The organism is Alteromonas sp. G5_S2_22_S1, from assembly GCF_054968525.1.
Map to the genome: position 1 here is coordinate 1 of NZ_JBQKUJ010000004.1, position 17,178 is coordinate 17,178.

At 43.4% G+C, this 17,178-nt stretch carries 15 protein-coding genes and 1 rRNA gene; 5 read left to right on the plus strand and 11 right to left on the minus strand.

Annotated elements, in window-relative coordinates:
- Window positions 1-100: 100 nt before the first annotated feature.
- A 5S ribosomal RNA gene (rrf, locus tag ACTRWF_RS05990) occupies window positions 101-216 on the plus strand.
- Window positions 217-307: 91 nt separating this feature from the next.
- Here rrf and ACTRWF_RS05995 read toward each other — a convergent pair.
- The 9 genes from ACTRWF_RS05995 to ACTRWF_RS06035 form a co-directional block, all read right to left on the minus strand.
- Entirely contained in the window at window positions 308-838 is a 531-nt protein-coding gene (locus ACTRWF_RS05995; RefSeq protein ID WP_462835241.1) for an acyloxyacyl hydrolase, read from the minus strand.
- Between the two features lie 135 nt (window positions 839-973).
- Complete coding sequence (locus ACTRWF_RS06000) at window positions 974-1,783, minus strand: substrate-binding periplasmic protein (RefSeq protein WP_012516557.1); 810 nt, start codon at window positions 1,781-1,783, stop codon at window positions 974-976.
- 1 nt (window position 1,784) lies between these two features.
- Window positions 1,785-2,576, minus strand: coding sequence for a type 2 periplasmic-binding domain-containing protein (locus ACTRWF_RS06005; RefSeq protein WP_012516558.1), 792 nt, complete (start codon window positions 2,574-2,576; stop codon window positions 1,785-1,787).
- Window positions 2,577-2,716: 140 nt separating this feature from the next.
- Entirely contained in the window at window positions 2,717-5,806 is a 3,090-nt protein-coding gene (locus ACTRWF_RS06010; RefSeq protein WP_024015430.1) for an error-prone DNA polymerase, read from the minus strand.
- Window positions 5,807-5,834: 28 nt separating this feature from the next.
- Window positions 5,835-7,346 carry a Y-family DNA polymerase gene (locus ACTRWF_RS06015; RefSeq protein ID WP_232362890.1) on the minus strand — a complete coding sequence of 504 codons (1,512 nt, stop codon included), beginning with the start codon at window positions 7,344-7,346 and terminating at the stop codon, window positions 5,835-5,837.
- Window positions 7,292-7,996 (minus strand): recombinase RecA, encoded by a 705-nt coding sequence (locus tag ACTRWF_RS06020; protein WP_462835242.1) that lies wholly within the window; start codon window positions 7,994-7,996, stop codon window positions 7,292-7,294. The genes ACTRWF_RS06015 and ACTRWF_RS06020 overlap by 55 nt, the downstream gene beginning before the upstream one ends.
- A gap of 249 nt (window positions 7,997-8,245) precedes the next feature.
- Window positions 8,246-8,758, minus strand: coding sequence for a hypothetical protein (locus ACTRWF_RS06025; protein ID WP_012516563.1), 513 nt, complete (start codon window positions 8,756-8,758; stop codon window positions 8,246-8,248).
- 2 nt (window positions 8,759-8,760) lie between these two features.
- Window positions 8,761-10,512 (minus strand): DUF885 domain-containing protein, encoded by a 1,752-nt coding sequence (locus ACTRWF_RS06030; RefSeq protein ID WP_012516564.1) that lies wholly within the window; start codon window positions 10,510-10,512, stop codon window positions 8,761-8,763.
- Window positions 10,513-10,551: 39 nt separating this feature from the next.
- Window positions 10,552-10,887 (minus strand): DUF1820 family protein, encoded by a 336-nt coding sequence (locus tag ACTRWF_RS06035; protein ID WP_012516565.1) that lies wholly within the window; start codon window positions 10,885-10,887, stop codon window positions 10,552-10,554.
- A 188-nt stretch (window positions 10,888-11,075) separates the two neighbouring features.
- Here ACTRWF_RS06035 and ACTRWF_RS06040 point away from each other — a divergent pair, with 188 nt between their 5' ends.
- Together ACTRWF_RS06040 and ACTRWF_RS06045 are read left to right on the plus strand one after the other, a co-directional pair.
- Entirely contained in the window at window positions 11,076-12,713 is a 1,638-nt protein-coding gene (locus tag ACTRWF_RS06040; RefSeq protein ID WP_012516566.1) for a M28 family metallopeptidase, read from the plus strand.
- A gap of 289 nt (window positions 12,714-13,002) precedes the next feature.
- The gene (locus ACTRWF_RS06045; RefSeq protein WP_012516567.1) at window positions 13,003-13,770 is read left to right on the plus strand and encodes a glycosyltransferase family 2 protein; all 768 of its coding nucleotides are present in this window, start codon (window positions 13,003-13,005) and stop codon (window positions 13,768-13,770) included.
- 111 nt (window positions 13,771-13,881) lie between these two features.
- Here ACTRWF_RS06045 and slmA read toward each other — a convergent pair whose 3' ends face one another.
- Both slmA and coaBC read right to left on the minus strand, forming a co-directional pair.
- Window positions 13,882-14,469: a nucleoid occlusion factor SlmA gene (gene slmA, locus ACTRWF_RS06050; protein ID WP_012516568.1), complete on the minus strand. Its 588-nt coding sequence runs from the start codon at window positions 14,467-14,469 to the stop codon at window positions 13,882-13,884.
- A 121-nt stretch (window positions 14,470-14,590) separates the two neighbouring features.
- Window positions 14,591-15,814 (minus strand): bifunctional phosphopantothenoylcysteine decarboxylase/phosphopantothenate--cysteine ligase CoaBC, encoded by a 1,224-nt coding sequence (gene coaBC / locus ACTRWF_RS06055; RefSeq protein WP_012516569.1) that lies wholly within the window; start codon window positions 15,812-15,814, stop codon window positions 14,591-14,593.
- 205 nt (window positions 15,815-16,019) lie between these two features.
- Between coaBC and radC the strand changes: the two genes are divergently transcribed.
- Window positions 16,020-16,697, plus strand: coding sequence for a RadC family protein (gene radC / locus ACTRWF_RS06060; protein WP_012516570.1), 678 nt, complete (start codon window positions 16,020-16,022; stop codon window positions 16,695-16,697).
- A 92-nt stretch (window positions 16,698-16,789) separates the two neighbouring features.
- Complete coding sequence (locus tag ACTRWF_RS06065) at window positions 16,790-17,149, plus strand: hypothetical protein (protein ID WP_012516571.1); 360 nt, start codon at window positions 16,790-16,792, stop codon at window positions 17,147-17,149.
- Window positions 17,150-17,178: the final 29 nt, after the last annotated feature.

The window sequence follows — 17,178 nt, forward strand, 5'->3', positions numbered from 1 at the left end:
ATATAGAAGCCGCTACATTTTTATGTATACGGCTTACAGAATTTAGTAAAGTTGATAGTAACCAGCTTTACGCAGTAAACGCTACTGCAAACCAGTTTTTCCTGGCAGCCATAGCGATACGGTACCACCTGAAACCATTTCGAACTCAGAAGTGAAACGTATTAGCGCCAATGGTAGTGTGGGGTTTCCCCATGTGAGAGTAGGACACTGCCAGGTCCCATTAAAAGAAAACCGCCTACCGGCGGTTTTTTTGCTTCTGGAAGAAACAAAATAATAGGGTCAGAGTCAGAACTCTGCCCCCATTTAGTTAGAAGTGGTAGGCGTATGACAAGTTTAGGAAGTCTAGTCCTGGGTTGTCGTTATTAAAGCCACCATTTGAAAAGTGCATATAACGCAGGGCAACGTGTTGCTTCTTATTGATCTCTACAAACACGCCCAATCTGTCTTCAAATTGGTAGTTAGAGCCAATATCTTTACCTGCCACTTTTTGATCGCCAATGTAGCTTGCGCCAATACCTGCTTCTATATATACAGGATACTTGTCATATAGTGTGGATATCTGTTTCATAAAAACAGGCGTCAGTGACGCGCCATAGCTTGTACTGTGCGTATCGTTCTCGCCATATTCCCAAACAACCGCACTAACTTCCCAGTAAAGCTTTATGTCGCCAAACCAATCTGTAGCTAATGTTTGTTCAAGCGGTCGGTATGCGAAGCGCATACCGTCAATGTCATCGAATCCATGCATGTAGTCAACGCTCACGGTTTGCCGTGCTTGTGCTGTAGTCGCAGTAAAAGCGATAAAAAAAGAAAATAAAAGTAATGTTACCTGTTTCATAATTGCTCCTTGATCTGCTAATCAATAAGCAAAATGTTTTCCATCTGATAAAAGTACTTAATATCAGTGGTTTATTTTTTTTGGGGTTTCTTTTTACTACCGATAATCGTGTTATTTACTGACTTTGTGGAAGATTTACAGAGGAGACCAAAGCATGTTGTCTCGAAGTTCTTGCTCTTTCATTAATTGTTTAATTAAGTGCTTCGTCTCTTCGATACCGTATTTTTCTTTTATCTTATTTATAGTTTCAGATTTTGAATGTAAAAACGCATTTAGCTCTTCAATAATGTTGGGGTATTTAAGCGTAGACAGTGAAAACGAGACCGCATTGTGGGGAAGGGTTAAATCAGCGCTAAATGGCCCAACTTGAGGGTGTCGGCGAATAATATGTCGGGCTACGTTATACTCAATGTCCATAGCATCCACTTCGCCATTGTGAAGAAGTGATAAGCCTTCGTATACGCTAGCAACAGTAAAAGTATTTACGGTACCTTCACTAATTTGCTTCTTCCACTTCACCGGTGAAAAACCATCAGGAATAACAAGTTTTCCGATGCTACTAACGCCCTTATTTGTGTTTTCAGGTTTGATTAATGTTACTGAAAACGTCTCGATTAAAGGGGGAGAATAGATTTTATTAAGGTTATACGTTAACGAGTTGTTCCATCGAGGGTTATCTGGAAAAACAAAGTCAACGTTGCCTTTTTTCAGCTCAATTTGAAGGCGTTTAGCTGGCATACTTAGATAGACAAACTGATGTCCGCTTTGTTTGGAAAATGCTTCAAGGATGGCCCAGCCCAACCCTTTTTCATGTTTTGAAGAAAAGTTGTAGTAAGGATCGTACGCAATATTTTGAGCGCCTACGATAAAGGTTTCGGCCTGAATGGCAGGGGTAAAAAGTGCCAGCGCGAACAAAAATGATCTAACATGTCTTAAACCGTTCACCCTACTTCCAAACCTCTTCAATTTCTAATCCTTGTTGCTCTAAAAGTTGTTGAAATAAACGCTCAGTGTCTGTCATTTCATATTTGGCTTTTATATTAGCAATTAATTCTGGGTTTGAGGACATGAAATCATTGAGTTCAGTAATAATATCTTGGTGATAAAGCGTAGATAAAGAAAATGGAATGTCATTATGTGGAAGCGTCAAATCTAAAACAAATGCGTCTTGCTCAAAATAATAAGGCGCAGAATGCTTATGGACAAAATATTCCAAGTCGAGCGCATCCACACGTTCTTGATACACCAAGGTTAGCCCTTGTTGGATATCTTTAACCCATGTGATATCTGTACTCTGATTATCTATTCGCACTTGCCAATTTACAGGTGTAAAACCTAACGGCATGGCAAGGTGTTTTATATTATCTATGCCTTGGCCTGCGTTTTCCCGCTTTACGATAGTTCCTGTTAATGCGCGTGTTATTGGCGCAGAGAAGTATTTTTCTTTAGAGGTTGTAATACTGTTATACCAGCCTCTATTGTCAGGATATACAAAGTCTACATTACCTTTAGCTAATTCAAGCTGAAGTCTTCTAATTGGTAGACTTACGTAAACAAATTTGTGCCCGGAAGCTTCAGAAAAAGCTTCTAATATTGACCAAGCTACACCTTTATCAACCGTAGATGAAAAATCATAATGAGGGAAATATGCTAAGCTCTGTGCACCGATAATGTATTTCCCTGCGCTTATATTAATACTGGCCAAACAGCCACATAAAAGCGCAACCCATCGCTTCATGTTAAACCCCAAAATAATAACTAAAATTTACGATATGCATTTGACTGATATGGTTGGCGATCCTAATGAAGCCAATCATTACAAAAAATATAGCTTTTTTTTAGTATACATTAGACTATAAGTACCAAGGCGTTAAACCCCTAATGAAAGTCTCGCGAATTGAGCGAAATACTTTCCAGCCAGGGTGTTCTATCGATAAGTTTGCCGGCAATAATATGAATTACCCCCTCTTTAGAGCGTTCAATAATACCGTTAACTTGCAGAAGCTTTGCTTTTAAGAAAGTCTTTTGCTGAGCGCGTGCTGTGGCTTGCCAGACAACCACGTTTATATTGCCAATGTCGTCCTCTAATGTAAGAAAGGTAACGCCTGCGGCTGTACCAGGGGCTTGACGTCCGGTCACGGCACCTAGCACTTTAACTACCGACTTATTCTTCTTGTTAATAAGCGTGTTAGACCAGCTGATATCATTGAGTTTATGCTGGCGTTTAAGCAGCGAAATAGGATGGTTGTTAACTGACAAACCTGTCGATGCATAGTCTTCGAGTAAATTTTGCGCATCTGATGGTTTATTTTTTAAAGGCGAATAGCCTTGTTTAGTATTCACCTCTACAGTGTCGAAAAGCGGCAGGCGTGTTTGCGTGTCCATTATTCGCCAGCGTGTTTCGTAGCGGTTGCCGGAAATAGTGCGAAACGCATCGGCGCTCGCTAGCGCCTCTAGCTCGTTACTTTTAATCGATAAATGCTGAATTTGCTCTATATGGGTATAGCCTGCTGCCGGGCGGTTTTTCACAATCTTGTGTGACGCTACTTCACTTAACCCTTTAATCAGCTTAAGCCCTAATTGAATATATTTATCTTCACCCTTGGTAACTAAAGTGTGCTCAGTGTCTGACTTGTTTACACAGGGGGCTTCTACATAAATATTGTGCCGCTTCGCATCTTGAACTAACTGTGACGGCGTATAAAAACCCATTGGCCAGCTGTTTAATAACGCTACGTAAAATTCCACGGGAAAGTAAAACTTTAGCCAGCAAGACACATACGCTAATACTGCGAAAGACGCTGAGTGAGATTCTGGAAAACCATAACCTGCAAACCCTTTAATTTGTTCAAACAAGTTATGTGCAAACGTACTGTCGTAGCCTTTATTCGTCATTCCTTTAATTAACTTGTCTCTAAACTCGAAAATTCTGCCATCTTTTTTCCAGCTCGCCATTGCGCGGCGTAGCTGATCGGCTTCCCCTCCGCTAAACCCTGCGGCCACCATGGCTAGCTGTATAACTTGCTCTTGAAATATAGGTACTCCCATGGTGCGCGACAGAACTTTTTCAACTTCTTTTGATGGGTAGCTAATAGTTTCATTGCCGTGCCGGCGTATTAAATAAGGATGTACCATATCCCCCTGAATTGGGCCTGGTCGTACGATAGCTATTTGCACTACCAAGTCGTAATAACGGCGGGGTTTAAGCCGCGGAAGCATAGACATTTGTGCCCGCGATTCTATTTGGAAAACCCCAACGGTATCAGCGCGACATATCATGTCGAATACTTGCTTGTCATCGCCAAGCTTGGTGATAAAAGGAATGCTTGTCTCGACGGGGTATTGCTTATTGATTAAGGAGAATGCGCGGCGAATGGCGCTTAACATGCCAAGGGCCAGAACATCTACTTTTAATAAGCCAAGGGTTTCTATATCGTCTTTATCCCATTGAATAATAGTGCGCGCTTCCATTGCTGCATTCTCTACAGGAACTAGGTCATACAGGGGCCCCGCACTAATTACAAAGCCGCCTACGTGCTGCGATAAATGTCGGGGCGTTCCTAATAGCGCTTCAGTTAAGCTAATTAGCTGCTGTACACGTTTTTCTTCAGGGTTTAACCCAAGGTCTGCCAATTGGGACTTCCAAGGAATAACGCTGTCCCGTCGGTTTATTTGTTTAACCACAAAGTCTAGCTGAGACTCGCTAAATCCAAGGGCCTTCCCTACATCTTTAAACGCTGATTTAAAGCGATAGCAGATAACGGTAGCTGCAATTGCAGTTCTTTCTCTGCCATATTTTTTATAGATGTATTGAATAATTTCTTCTCGGCGTTGATGCTCAAAATCTACATCAATGTCTGGCGGTTCATTACGCTCTTTGGAAATAAACCGCTCAAACAGCACGCTAATTTGCCTTGGGTCGACAGCGGTTATTTCTAAACAATAGCAAACCACCGAATTAGCGGCTGAGCCTCGGCCTTGGTATAAAATGCGCTGCTGTTTGGCAAATTGAACAATGTCGTAAATCGTTAAAAAGAAGTACTCATACTCTTGCTCAGCAATCAGCCTGAGTTCTTTTTCTATTGTTTGCCTTATCTCTGACGTAATGCCTTCAGGGAAGCGAATCTTAATGCCTTCTTCCACGCGCTCTCTTAAATATGAGGTGGGTGTATAGCCTTCAGGCACAAGTTCAGCAGGGTATTGGTAGCGCAACTCTTCTAAAGAGAAGGTAAATTGTTGGGCAAGGCTATGGGTATTAGCCAGCCACTTTTCAGGATAAAGCTTTTTGATTTTATGGGTTGTACGCAAACTACGCTCTGCATTGCTTAGCGCTTCTCTTCCTATCTCGTGTACGCTGGTGTGCACTTTGGTGGCGTGCAAAATATGCTGTAACGGTAGTCTATCTGCATGATGCATTAATGCACCAGTACAGGCGATGACAGGAAAAGCGTAGGTAGACTGTAAGTGATTATAATGCGCAAACCTATGATGGTCACGCCCGTCTAGCAGGCGTTGCGCGCCGATAAAGGCGTCTATATTGGGGTGTTTCTGTAGCCACTGTGCCCAATACTTATCCTCATTCACCTCACCGCTAGGCAGCCAGATGAATTTACAGTGGCGAATGGTGCGTATGTCCCACTCGGCAAGCTGATACTCCCCTTTTTCAGAGCGTCTTCTGGCGTTAGTGATAATACGGCACAGTTCGCTGTAGGCCGCTTTGTTTGGGCACAGCAATACAAAAGATAATGTCTTATCAAATATGAAATAGCTGCCTACGATAAGCTTAATGGGCAACCCTTGGTGTGTAATTTCATCGAAAGCGCGTACCACTCCTGCCACTGAGCATTCATCGGTTATTGCTATAGCCTCATAACCAAGAAAAGAGGCCGTGGTTACTAGTTCTGCTGGGGAAGAGGCGCCGCAGAGAAAGCTATAATGGCTTTGGCAAAAGAGTTCACTGTACTTCATGGTATTGCCTTATCTTAAGCGCTTAGGGCTAACAAAAAATACCTTGTACCCACCAGTGACTTTGCGCATCTTTAAACACTAAAAGCCTTACACTTTGAGGCGTTTGCGCTATAAAGTAGTCACGGTTTGTAGGGGGATCTCGCCACCACTCGCTATGCAGGCGTACCGGTCCGAAGCATATCTGTGATGGTTGAATAAGCGGTTTAGGCGCTTCAAAGGTGAAGGTTGGGGTGATATCACTGCTGTAGGAATAGCCACTGCCGTTTGGTTCTGACACCGTCATATATTCAAACTGGTGGCTATTGGTAGCGCAAGGCTGAAAAGTACTGTGATCGCCTAACTTAGCGTTTAGGCGACCAATTAGTTGCTTTTGTGCCACATCGTTAAATCTATCGCTAAAAAAGTCGCCATTGTTGCTATCTATTTCTTCAAACTGTTGGCACCGAACGCCAATGGCGGTGGCCGGTTCCGGTAACTCAAGGTTCTCTGTTTTAAGTGTGAATAAAGGTAGCCAGCTTTTAACGGATGCCTGAGGAAGCGCAGAGCGGATATTAATATCCAAAACGGGTGCTTCTCTAAAATGAATATGCACACTTATACTGGATGTGTATAAGTTTCTTGCGCGTAAATAGTGCGATAAGTGCTCGAACTGCTGGGTCACAAAAGGGGTTAGGTGTTGTGTATTTTCTATATCAAAAGGTAACAGCGTAAAATTATCGAAGTGCTCTAGCGGCCTAAACAGCGTAACCCGAGGAAAGATCTCCCCCCTAAGTGCGGTAAGGTACACAATCGTATTATTGTCAAAGCGCTTGCCTAGCTCTTGAACTGGCATTGCCAGTAACTCATGTACACGAGTAATACCTACTCTGGTCAGTGATTCTATAACTTTTGACGCAAGCGCCGTGGTAGAAAGAGGGCAAGCACCAAGCGCCTGTTTAATTTCTTGTTGCGCATGTAAGTAGGTATTGTGTTTGTGAAGCACAAGTACTTTGGCGGCTTCTATTGTCCATGCACTAGCGAAATGGTAACGAACATTGGCCTCAAATAACGCCTGAGTTAATGTTTTCCAGAGTGCCTCATGACCGCCATAATAGTGACTGAGATTATCTAACCTTATAGCCAAACCATCAGGAGCGTCTAGCACAATATCAGACGCCAACGGATAAAGCCTATGCGCCAGCTGAGTTAGCATATGTTTTTCATTTTCTTCATTGAAAGGCAAAATGTGTACATAAGGGCACAGCGCAGCCGCTTGAGCTAACCCATGACCTATTTCAATACCTTCTTTTTTCGCAACCTCGTTACATTGAATTATTTTGCTCGCTTTACTGCTATACACAGCTACTGGTGTACTTAAAGGCAGCGATGAGTCTGCGCTGCTATCAAGTTGCCCAGGCACTTTGCTATTCAACGTTTTATTGTTAGTTGCTTGATTGTGGCCATCAAGAGTGAGTTGATAGCAGTGAATATAGGCCCACAGCATGGTTAACTCACAGAGTGGAGCGCCTGATCGGAAAGCGTATTGTGTGCCATCGCCCATTTGATCGCTCGATTGTCAGGTGTCCACTGATGGTATATAACAATGTTATCTTTAGGCCAACCATGGCGCTGCTTGCGTATGCTTATTGATAAGGTGTGCGGCTCCCCTAACAAAGCGAGATCTAAAGCAATCGGTAAAGCACTAGCGTTGGTATTTTGCTGTGATATACGCTGTTGCTGTGGCGTATAAAGTAAGCACAATGCATCGTTATGTGTTGCGGCTACTTGTAAACGTCGCGCTGCTTTTTGACCTACGGCATTGCTCCATAACACTACACAATGACAGGCGGAGCTTTTTAAACATTGCTCTGCCGCCCATAATGACTCTTGCTGTGAGCTTGCCTTTACTACAAGCACTTGCTGCGCGTTTAACCCTAAATTTTCTAACCAAGGTGACTGTAACAGCCCTGGTGGGTTAATAAACACGACAAGTTTATGCGTACGGTGCCTACAGATAACCTCTTTGAATAACGAAAGTTCACCGACCCCCGTTAATGAAGCTATACGTACAAGGCCAGTAGACGCAACGCCTCCGTTAAGCGCTTTATCGAGATGCGGAAAGCCTAGTGAAAACTTTGCTTCACTTTGCTTTTTTTCTCTGGCCCGCCAGATATGCGGGTGGTTGTTAAGCACAGATAGCGGTTTGTTCATGACACTCAAAATAAACTGTATTTTTATACAGTATTATAGTGCAGCAAAAAGCCTTTTCAAGCCAAAAGGCTTTCGCCCCATTGTTTTGAATGCTAACTCACTGATTAGTTTGAAAAGGTAGAAGATTAAACTTTGAAAAATGGGAGGAAGAGTGGCTAAGGGTGCTAACCTTTGCAATGCATGAAAGATCAACACCCTAGCACATAGGTAATGCAGTAATAATGTAAATTAAACCGCGGAGTTTTAGCGCTACCCTTCAGCTGTCGGCGTTTTCGTTGGTTTTGCTGTAGTGCCATTTACCGTTGCTGTAACCATTTGGCAAAAGGCAATAAAACCATCCGCGGTATTCTTTGACCATACCATGCGTACATTTCCTGGCAGCGCCTTTACCACCTCGCGTATGTCTTCAAGGCTAACATCTTCGTTAAGCAACGCCTTATTCAGCGACTCTTCTAGTGACATACCCTTCTCACAGCACGCCATAATAATGGTCGAGAAGTTTTGCATTAGCGGGTGTAGCGCTTGGTACTGAACCTGATCGATAAGACGACTTTTATAGGCACTTTCAATACGTGATGTTAGGTTCTTTTCTAATGCATCTGTAACAAGAACCAAGTTGCGATAAACATAAGTCACCTTACTATTCGTTTGCTTATTCGAGTGGCGCAACAGCGCCAACTCTTTCTGTAAGTTCTGCGCTCGCAGCACAAAGTAAATTAAAAACAGGATGAGTAATCCAATAACACCAAATGCAACGATCATGTTTATTTAGCCTTTTGTTCTTCTATAAACGCATCGATATGTTGTTCTAAAATGAATAGTGGAACCGAGCCATTTTCTAAAACAGCGCGGTGGAATTTGCGAACGTCGAAACGTTCTCCTAATTCACTTTCTGCTTTTTCTCGTAGCGCTTTAATTTTGATTTCGCCAATTTTGTAAGACAGCGCTTGCGCGGGCCATGAAATATAGCGGTCAATTTCCGTATTCACGTTATGCTCAGAAAGGGCAGTATTTTCCATCATATAATTTACGGCTTGCTGGCGGCTCCAGCCCATAGTGTGCATGCCAGTATCAACAACTAAGCGGCATGCGCGCCACATTTCATAGCTTAAGCGGCCAAAGTTGTCGTAAGGCGTTTCATAAATACCGGCCTCAATACCCAAAAACTCAGAGTACAGGCCCCAGCCTTCACCAAACGCTGAAATATAAGTATTACGACGTACCATTGGTAAGTCTTCAAGTTCTGCTGCCAGTGATATCTGAAGGTGATGACCCGGCACGGCCTCATGTAATGTTAGCGCAGGTAGTGCATATAAAGGGCGCTTATCAAGGGCATAGGTATTTACCCAGTAATAGCCTGGTTGATCATCGCGGCTAGGGTGGATGTAACGGCCCGTGGTGTACTTAGGCGCAATGGCGTCAGGCACAGGAGCAACGCCGTAGGGCGTTCGCGGTAGATATTCAAATAATGAAGGCAGCTTAGCGTCCATTTTCTTGGCAATAAACGACGCTTCTTTTAATAAGTCTTCTGCGCTGGTGGCGTAAAACTGAGGGTCTTTGCGCAAAAAAGTGATGAAGTCGTTAATCGTACCATCAAAGTCAAGTTCATCTACAATTTGTTGCATTTGCGCGCGGATGCGTTTGACTTCTGACAGCCCCAGGTCGTGGATTTCTTGGGGCGTCATATCAGTAGTCGTATAATGCTTTGCGCGATTGGCGTAATACGCTACGCCATCAGGCCAGTTATTGGCAGCAATATCTTCACGAGCATTAGGAATATATTCATTCACCATAAAGTCGTAAAACGCCTGATATGCGGGAAGGACACTCGTGTTTATCGCTGCTTTGCCTTGTTCAATTAATGCTGACTTTTGTTCGGCAGTAAAGTACTCAGGAAAGCGGGTAAACGGAGAATAAAAACCACTGTCTTCGGCATTTTCTACAATGTATGACGCCACCGAATTTTCAAACCCTTCAAGCACCACTTTAGGCTGCGTATAGCCCTCTTTTAATGCCTGCTTCATATATGTTATCTGCTGATCAAAGTAGTCATGTAAAGCATTTAAGCGGCTAATGTAAGCTTGATAATCTTCCACGCGCTTAAATGTGGACACGTTCGGTAAAGATGCCATGGCACCGTGAAAACCGTATTCAGAGTTAATGGGCACTAAATGAGAGCGATAGGTGTATTCATCTACATAGTTAGCCAACCGGTATTGTTGCATCAGTAGTGCAATATACCCGTCGGTAGAAATGTCTTCTTTTTTGTACTGACTTAGTGCTTTTTGAAATGCACGCCATTGTTCGTTTTTGGCTTTTAATGCTTCAGGTGAAATATCAGGTAAAGCATGTGCTAGTGTGTTATCGCCTTGACGGGAAGCCAATAGGGGAGAAACGGAAAGCTCGTATTGCCAAATGTCATCAAGCAGTTGATACAAGCTTTCATCATTAAGGACTTTTGCCGGTGAACTAGCACTGCAAATTAGTAGTAATGCTGCTAATAGATAGCGATACATAAGGGTCTCCGGTAACCTTTACCGGATAGACTCCAGCGGCTACTCTTTCGTTGGTGTATATATTGGGCTAGGGAAAGCCGTTACTTTATCAGATTTATTCTCCAATTTAGTAATTTTGGCCGTTCCTTTTTTATTTACGGCGTCAATGCGTAAAACGTTGTGCATAGGAACGTAAGTTTTTGTTACTTCTGAAAATTCATTTTTTAGTCTTTCATGACTGGGATCGACAACAACACTCGTGTGGGTATCCCACACAAAGTCGCCTATCTCGATAAAGCCAAATAAAGCACCTTGTATAAGGGTTTTTACATATAACTCGTAATGCTCTCCATTGCTGATGAACTTTACGCGATAAAGAATATCGTCTTTCGACATGGATGCTGCTCTTCACTAAAAAATAAAAATACTCCCGGAATCTGATCCGGCGTTTGGCTAACAATTTTACCTTGCTCCTAAAATGCGAGCAACGGTAGGAAACGCATGGTAAACGTAAGGAGTTTAATGGTATTACGCCCAGTATCTGCGTTACCATTGTACCCACTTAGTTATACGGTGAAATTAAAATGATAAAAAAACTCCTTATAGGTAGTGCAATGACGGCAATGACATTTGCTGCAACCGCACATAACCACGCATCGACAGATAATGCTTTCAACCCTGATACACAGCGAATTAAGTCTCACCTGTTTTTTCTAGCAGATGACTTGCTTGAAGGTCGTGACACTGGCTCTCGAGGCCATGAAATTGCGGCCCTTTACATCGCTACTGAGTTTGCAAAGTACGGTTTAACCCCAGCGGGCACCGACGGCTATATGCAGAACGTAACGTTTCGCAAAGCCAACCTGGTACAAGAATCGCCAAGCTTTTCCTTCACACAAAACGGTGAAACGGTAAACTTTGATTACCCGAAAGAATACTTAGCTGGCCCGAGCTTGCTTAACACTGATGCCAGTGTAAAAGGCGAAATGGTATTTGTAGGTTACGGTATTGTGGCAGATGAATTATCGCACAACGATTACAAAGACCTTGATGTAGAAGGCAAAATTGTCGTTGCGCTTGCGGGTAAGCCAAGTGACTTCCCCTCAGAGGAAGGGGCACATTTTGCGTCGGGTTATCAAAAGCAGAAATACGCTGTAGATAATGGCGCTATTGGCATGATTACCATTACTACGCCTAAAAACGAGAAAGTACGCCCTTATCAAAGCCGTTTGAACTACATTCATACGCCGCGCATGGCGTGGTTAGATGACAGCGGTCAACCTGCGAACAGCTTTTCTCAGCTTAAAGGCGGCGCTTATATGAGCGAAGGGGCTGCACGTAAGCTGTTCAAAGGTGCAGAGAAAAGCCTTGATGACGTATACGCACAGCTTGAAGCTGACAAAGTACCACAAGGTTTTGCGCTAAATGGCGTGGTAGATATCAGCAAGAAGAGCGTTCACGACACCATCACAAGCCCGAACGTTGTGGGTGTACTAGAAGGTTCAGACCCAGAGCTTAAAGATGAGTACGTGGTTTTCTCTGCGCACTCTGATCACATTGGTTTTGCCAAAACCGTGAAAAAGGACAACATCAACAATGGCGCAATGGACAACGCGTCTGGCACGTCGGTAATGTTGGAAACCGCACGCTTGTTTAGCGAAATGAAAGAAAAGCCAAAGCGCTCAATTCTTTTCGTGTCGGTAACCGGTGAAGAGAAAGGCCTGTTAGGTGCAGACTATTTCGCCCGTAACCCAACCGTACCTGTTACTTCAATGGTGGCAAACGTAAACTTAGATATGCCAATTCTGACCTACGAGTTTGCTGACGTTATTGCCTTTGGCGCGAACCACAGTGATTTGCAAGACTCTGTGGAAAAAGCGGCGGCGAATGCAGATATCGAGCTAAGCCCAGATCCGTGGCCAGAGCAGGCACTTTTCACACGCTCAGATCACTACGCGTTTGTGAAACAGGGTGTACCTTCAGTATTTATGGTGCCAGGTCTTAAATCAAAAGATCCTAACGTAGATGGCAGCAAGGTGTTCGGCCAGTTCTTATCTACGCACTACCACAAGCCTAGCGATGATATTAATCAGCCATTTAACTGGAATGCGGCAGAAACCTTCACAAAGGTTAATGCACAAATTGGTTGGACATTAGCAAACCAGAAGAACAAGCCTCAATGGAACAGCGGCGACTTCTTTGGGAATACGTTTAGTAAGTAGTGATTACTTAGGTTAAATTAGGAAAGCAGCATTTTTGTGCTGCTTTTTTCCTCTCAAGCAGATATTACAGTCGTAGCGAGCTCGTTTATGCGTTGGCGATGACTGATCTATCGCTGGCATTAACCTTTCAAAGCCCAACAGAAAGTGCTACTTTTTCGCGCTGAAACTGACTTCAGTAAAAATAGTCAAAATATAAACTGACGGAACTTTCCATATCGGCTTGGCGCTTTTCTAAAGATCACTTATGAACACAAAGAAATAACGCATAGCAATACTTAAGGGTTAAATCATGAAGAATACGCTTTCTGTCATTGTGATCACAAAGAATGAAGAAGATCGAATATCACGTTGTTTAAGCTCAGTAACACACATTGCTGATGAAATAATTGTCTTTGATAGCGGTAGCACCGACAAGACCGTTGAAATAGCTAAACAATTCACTGATAAGTTGTTTGTTACCGATTGGCAAGGCTATGGAATCCAAAAGCAAAGAGCGTTGGATAAGGCAGCGTGCGATTGGGTTTTATCAATCGATGCAGATGAGGAAGTAGATTCAAAACTTGCTCAAGAAATAACAAGCCTTTTAAATCAAGACGTTATTGAACACAATGCCTATAAGGTGAGGTGGAAAAACATCATCTTCGGTAAACCCACCCGATTTGGTAGAACTGCGAGAGCGTGTACTCGGTTGTTCAGAAGGCATGGCTCTAGATTTGATGGGGCTATTGTTCATGAAAAGGTACTTTTCGAAGGTGAGACTGGCGTAATTAAAAAGGGCTTCTTAAATCATTACTCTATCCGAGATTTTGAGCACCTGCTGTATAAAAATAGACTCTACGCAGTATTGATGGCTGAAAAGAAATTCGCCAAAGGCAAAAAGAGTTATGGAATACCGCTTGCGGTTCTTAGAGGGCTAATCACTTTCATACAAATATATGTATTCAGGCTTGGCTTTTTAGATGGTGGCAGAGGGCTTTTGTACGCCGTTATTTATGCACAGTATACTTTTAATAAGTATGCAGGCTTGTGGTCTCTCGAGCAACAGAGTAAACAATAACTACTAGAAGTAACCACGCTAGATGCTAAAGCAGTTACCAAAAGTTGACTGCAACAAGAAAAAGGCACTTACATGCGCCTTTCATTTTAGTAGCTCTTGTGTTTGTTTTACTTAAACAAACATCTGCTTAAACGCAGCCCATTGTTCATTGAATTGCTCAGTGGGTTTGCGGGTAAAGCCACTGCGAATAAAGCCATTAATGCGACCGTCAGTGTAGCAAATCATCATATTAGCAATAATTGCTTCATCTGCTGAAAGGGTTTTCCCTTCGCGCAGTTTGCGCTCTCTTAACACCTGTTTAAGCTGGGTTTCTAAACGCTCAAACAGTTTTGCAATGCGTGCACGTAATCGGTCTTGCTCACCCATTAGCGCATCACCATTTAATATGCGGGTTATGCCTGGGTTCTTTTCCGCAAAGCCTAAAATTAGGTGCAGTATAAGCTGGCAGCGTGTTAGTGAATCTTTTTCTTCATTCACTATTTTATTAATACGCGTGAAAAGCGTTTCTTCGATGAACTCGATAAGCCCTTCAAACATTCGCGCCTTACTGGGAAAATGGCGATAAAGCGCAGCTTCAGACACGCCAACTTTTTCCGCTAATTTAGCCGTAGTGATACGTTGACCTGGGCTGGTTTCTAACATTCCAGCAAGTGCTTGCAGAATTTGCGCTCTGCGATTGGTTTTTTTGACAGCAGGCATGACGAAAGTATTTCCTCCGCTACCGAGTTAACGCAACTCGGGCTCCATGTTAAGTTGGCTTACGCCAAAGCGTTTATATTTATCGTTGTTATTATCGACACTTAATAAGCATCTGTTAGTTTTAATTGTTTAAAGCGAAACGTTCTGCAATAAGAGCGAGCAGTTGACCCGCTAGCTCATCTTTACTGGTAGCTGGCAAGCGTTTGTCACCATCTTGCCAAATAACATGTAAGGCGTTTTTATCGCTGTTAAACCCAAGACCTTCTGTGGTGATGTCGTTAGCGGCAATCATATCTAATTTCTTTTTAGCGAGTTTTGAGCGCGCGTAATTTTCCACATTTTGGCTTTCCGCTGCAAAGCCAACGCAAAATGGTCTGTCTTGTCTGTTGGATATCGTTGCTAGAATATCAGGGTTTTTAACAAAAGTAAGTGTTAACTCATCACCTGTTTTCTTAATTTTGTTGTCAGCAATGCTCACAGCTTTGTAATCGGCAACCGCTGCAGTGCTGATAAAAATATCTGTAGCAGGTGCTAGCTTTTCACAGGCATTGAGCATCTCGTCGGCTGTGGTTACATTAACACGAGCGCAGCTGTAAGGTGTATCAAGTGTCACTGGCCCTGCCACTAAAGTCACCTTCGCCCCCGCCAACGCGGCCGCTTGCGCAATCGCAAACCCCATTTTGCCCGAACTGTGGTTTGAAATATAACGTACAGGGTCTAAGGGTTCTCTTGTTGGCCCTGCGGTAATAGTAAGGTTTTTGCCAACAAGAGAGTTTAGCGTGTGAGAGGTTGACGGTGAGCTTTTGCTATCACTGTTCAATATTTCTGCAATATCGACGGGTTCTACCATTCGCCCAGAACCCACATCTCCGCATGCCTGCTCACCACTCGCTGGGCCTATAAATGTAACGCCGTCGGTTTTCAGCGTATCAATATTGCGCTGCGTAGCCACAGCTTTCCACATTTGCTGGTTCATAGCCGGCGCAATATACAGCTTGGCTGTTGTTGCTAGATACAAAGTAGTAAGCAAATCATCTGCCATGCCGTGGGCTAGCTTAGCCAGTGTATTGGCGGTAGCTGGCGCGATAAGCAGTATGTCGGCCCACTTGGCTAATTCGATATGCCCCATGGCCGCCTCTGCAGCCGGGTCTAAAAGGTGCTGGTGAACAGGGTTGCCCGACACGGCCTGTAGTGAAAGGGGGCTGACAAACTCTGCCGCAGAATTGGTAATCACTACGCGTACATTTGCACCAAGTGCAGTAAGCTTTCGCACCAAGTCGGGGGCTTTGTAAGCAGCAATGCCGCCTGTAACGCCTAGCAAAATGTTTTTATTAGCAATAGACATAAAAGAATACTAAATCTAGAAATTACCCATAGCCTACCATGGGGATAAAAAATCGGATAGCTGAACAAAAGTAGATCCTTCTTTCATGCACGGTATTTATACATCGCTTATTTACCGCAAAGAACAAACTGGCCTTTTATTCAGTCGTCAGCGTGGCGAGATTCAATTATAACCACAGTTTTACTGAGCTGGTGGACCGTCAAATATGTCGATAAAAGTATGGCCAAAAAGTGAAAGGCCAAGAGAAAAGCTATTGCAGTATGGTGCAGAGAACTTAAGTGATGCTGAGCTTATTGCCGTGTTATTGGGTAAAGGAGTTAAAGGAAAAAACGCAGTATCTGTAGCACATGAATTACTCAATGAATTAGGGTGCTTGCGCGGTGTGGTAACGGCAACGAAAGACGAGTTTGCTAAAGTAACAGGCATTGGCCCGTGTAAATATGCCCAGTTTCAAGCTGGCTTTGAAATATTTAAGCGCAATTTAGAAATTAAGCTTCAGCGGGAAGACGTGTTTAATAATGTGGATGATACTAAGCGCTACTTACAAGCCAAATTAAGAGACTGCCAGCGGGAAAAATTCGCACTTTTAATGCTAGATAGTCAGCATCAACTCATCGCATTTCGCACTATGTTCAACGGAACGATCAACAGCGCGGCGGTATATCCCAGAGAATTGATCAAACAAGTAATGATCGACAATGCAGCCGCGATCATTTTAGTCCATAATCACCCCTCAGGCGTAGCAGAACCAAGCCATGCGGATATTCGTCTAACAACAGAGATCAAAAGTGCAATGGCATCGATCGATGTACCTGTTCTCGATCATTTTGTGGTTGGAGACAAAGAAACTATTTCATTCGCACAGCGAGGCTTGCTAACATAAGAAATCTAAGTCATTTATCGATTACAATCTAGTCAAATGGTTGAAAATGATTTAGTATAGGATTTAGTGGGTAATTTTATTAAAGGACTGTTATGAAGAAGTCAATTATTGCATTGTTTGCAGCTGCCACTATGGCAGCAGGTGTTAACGCACAAGATGGCGAAGGTGGTGCTGGTGCAGGTGGTGCGGGCGCAGTAAGCGGTGGACTAATCGCTACTGGTGTTGTTGCTGCTGGTATTATCGCTGGTGTTGCTAACAATAACTCGGCAGACGCGCCAGGAAATGGTGGTACTACTCCAGGTCAACCTACTTGTGAAGGCGACGATCCACTAGTAGACGGCGTATGTGTTGGTACAACTAATACTGTTACCGTAACTACTTCTGGTACAAGCACTGTAACTAAAACAATTACTGTGCCTGTTACATTTACTTACGCGCCGACCGTACAGTAAATTTAAGAGTATTCGAAAAAGCCGCTTTT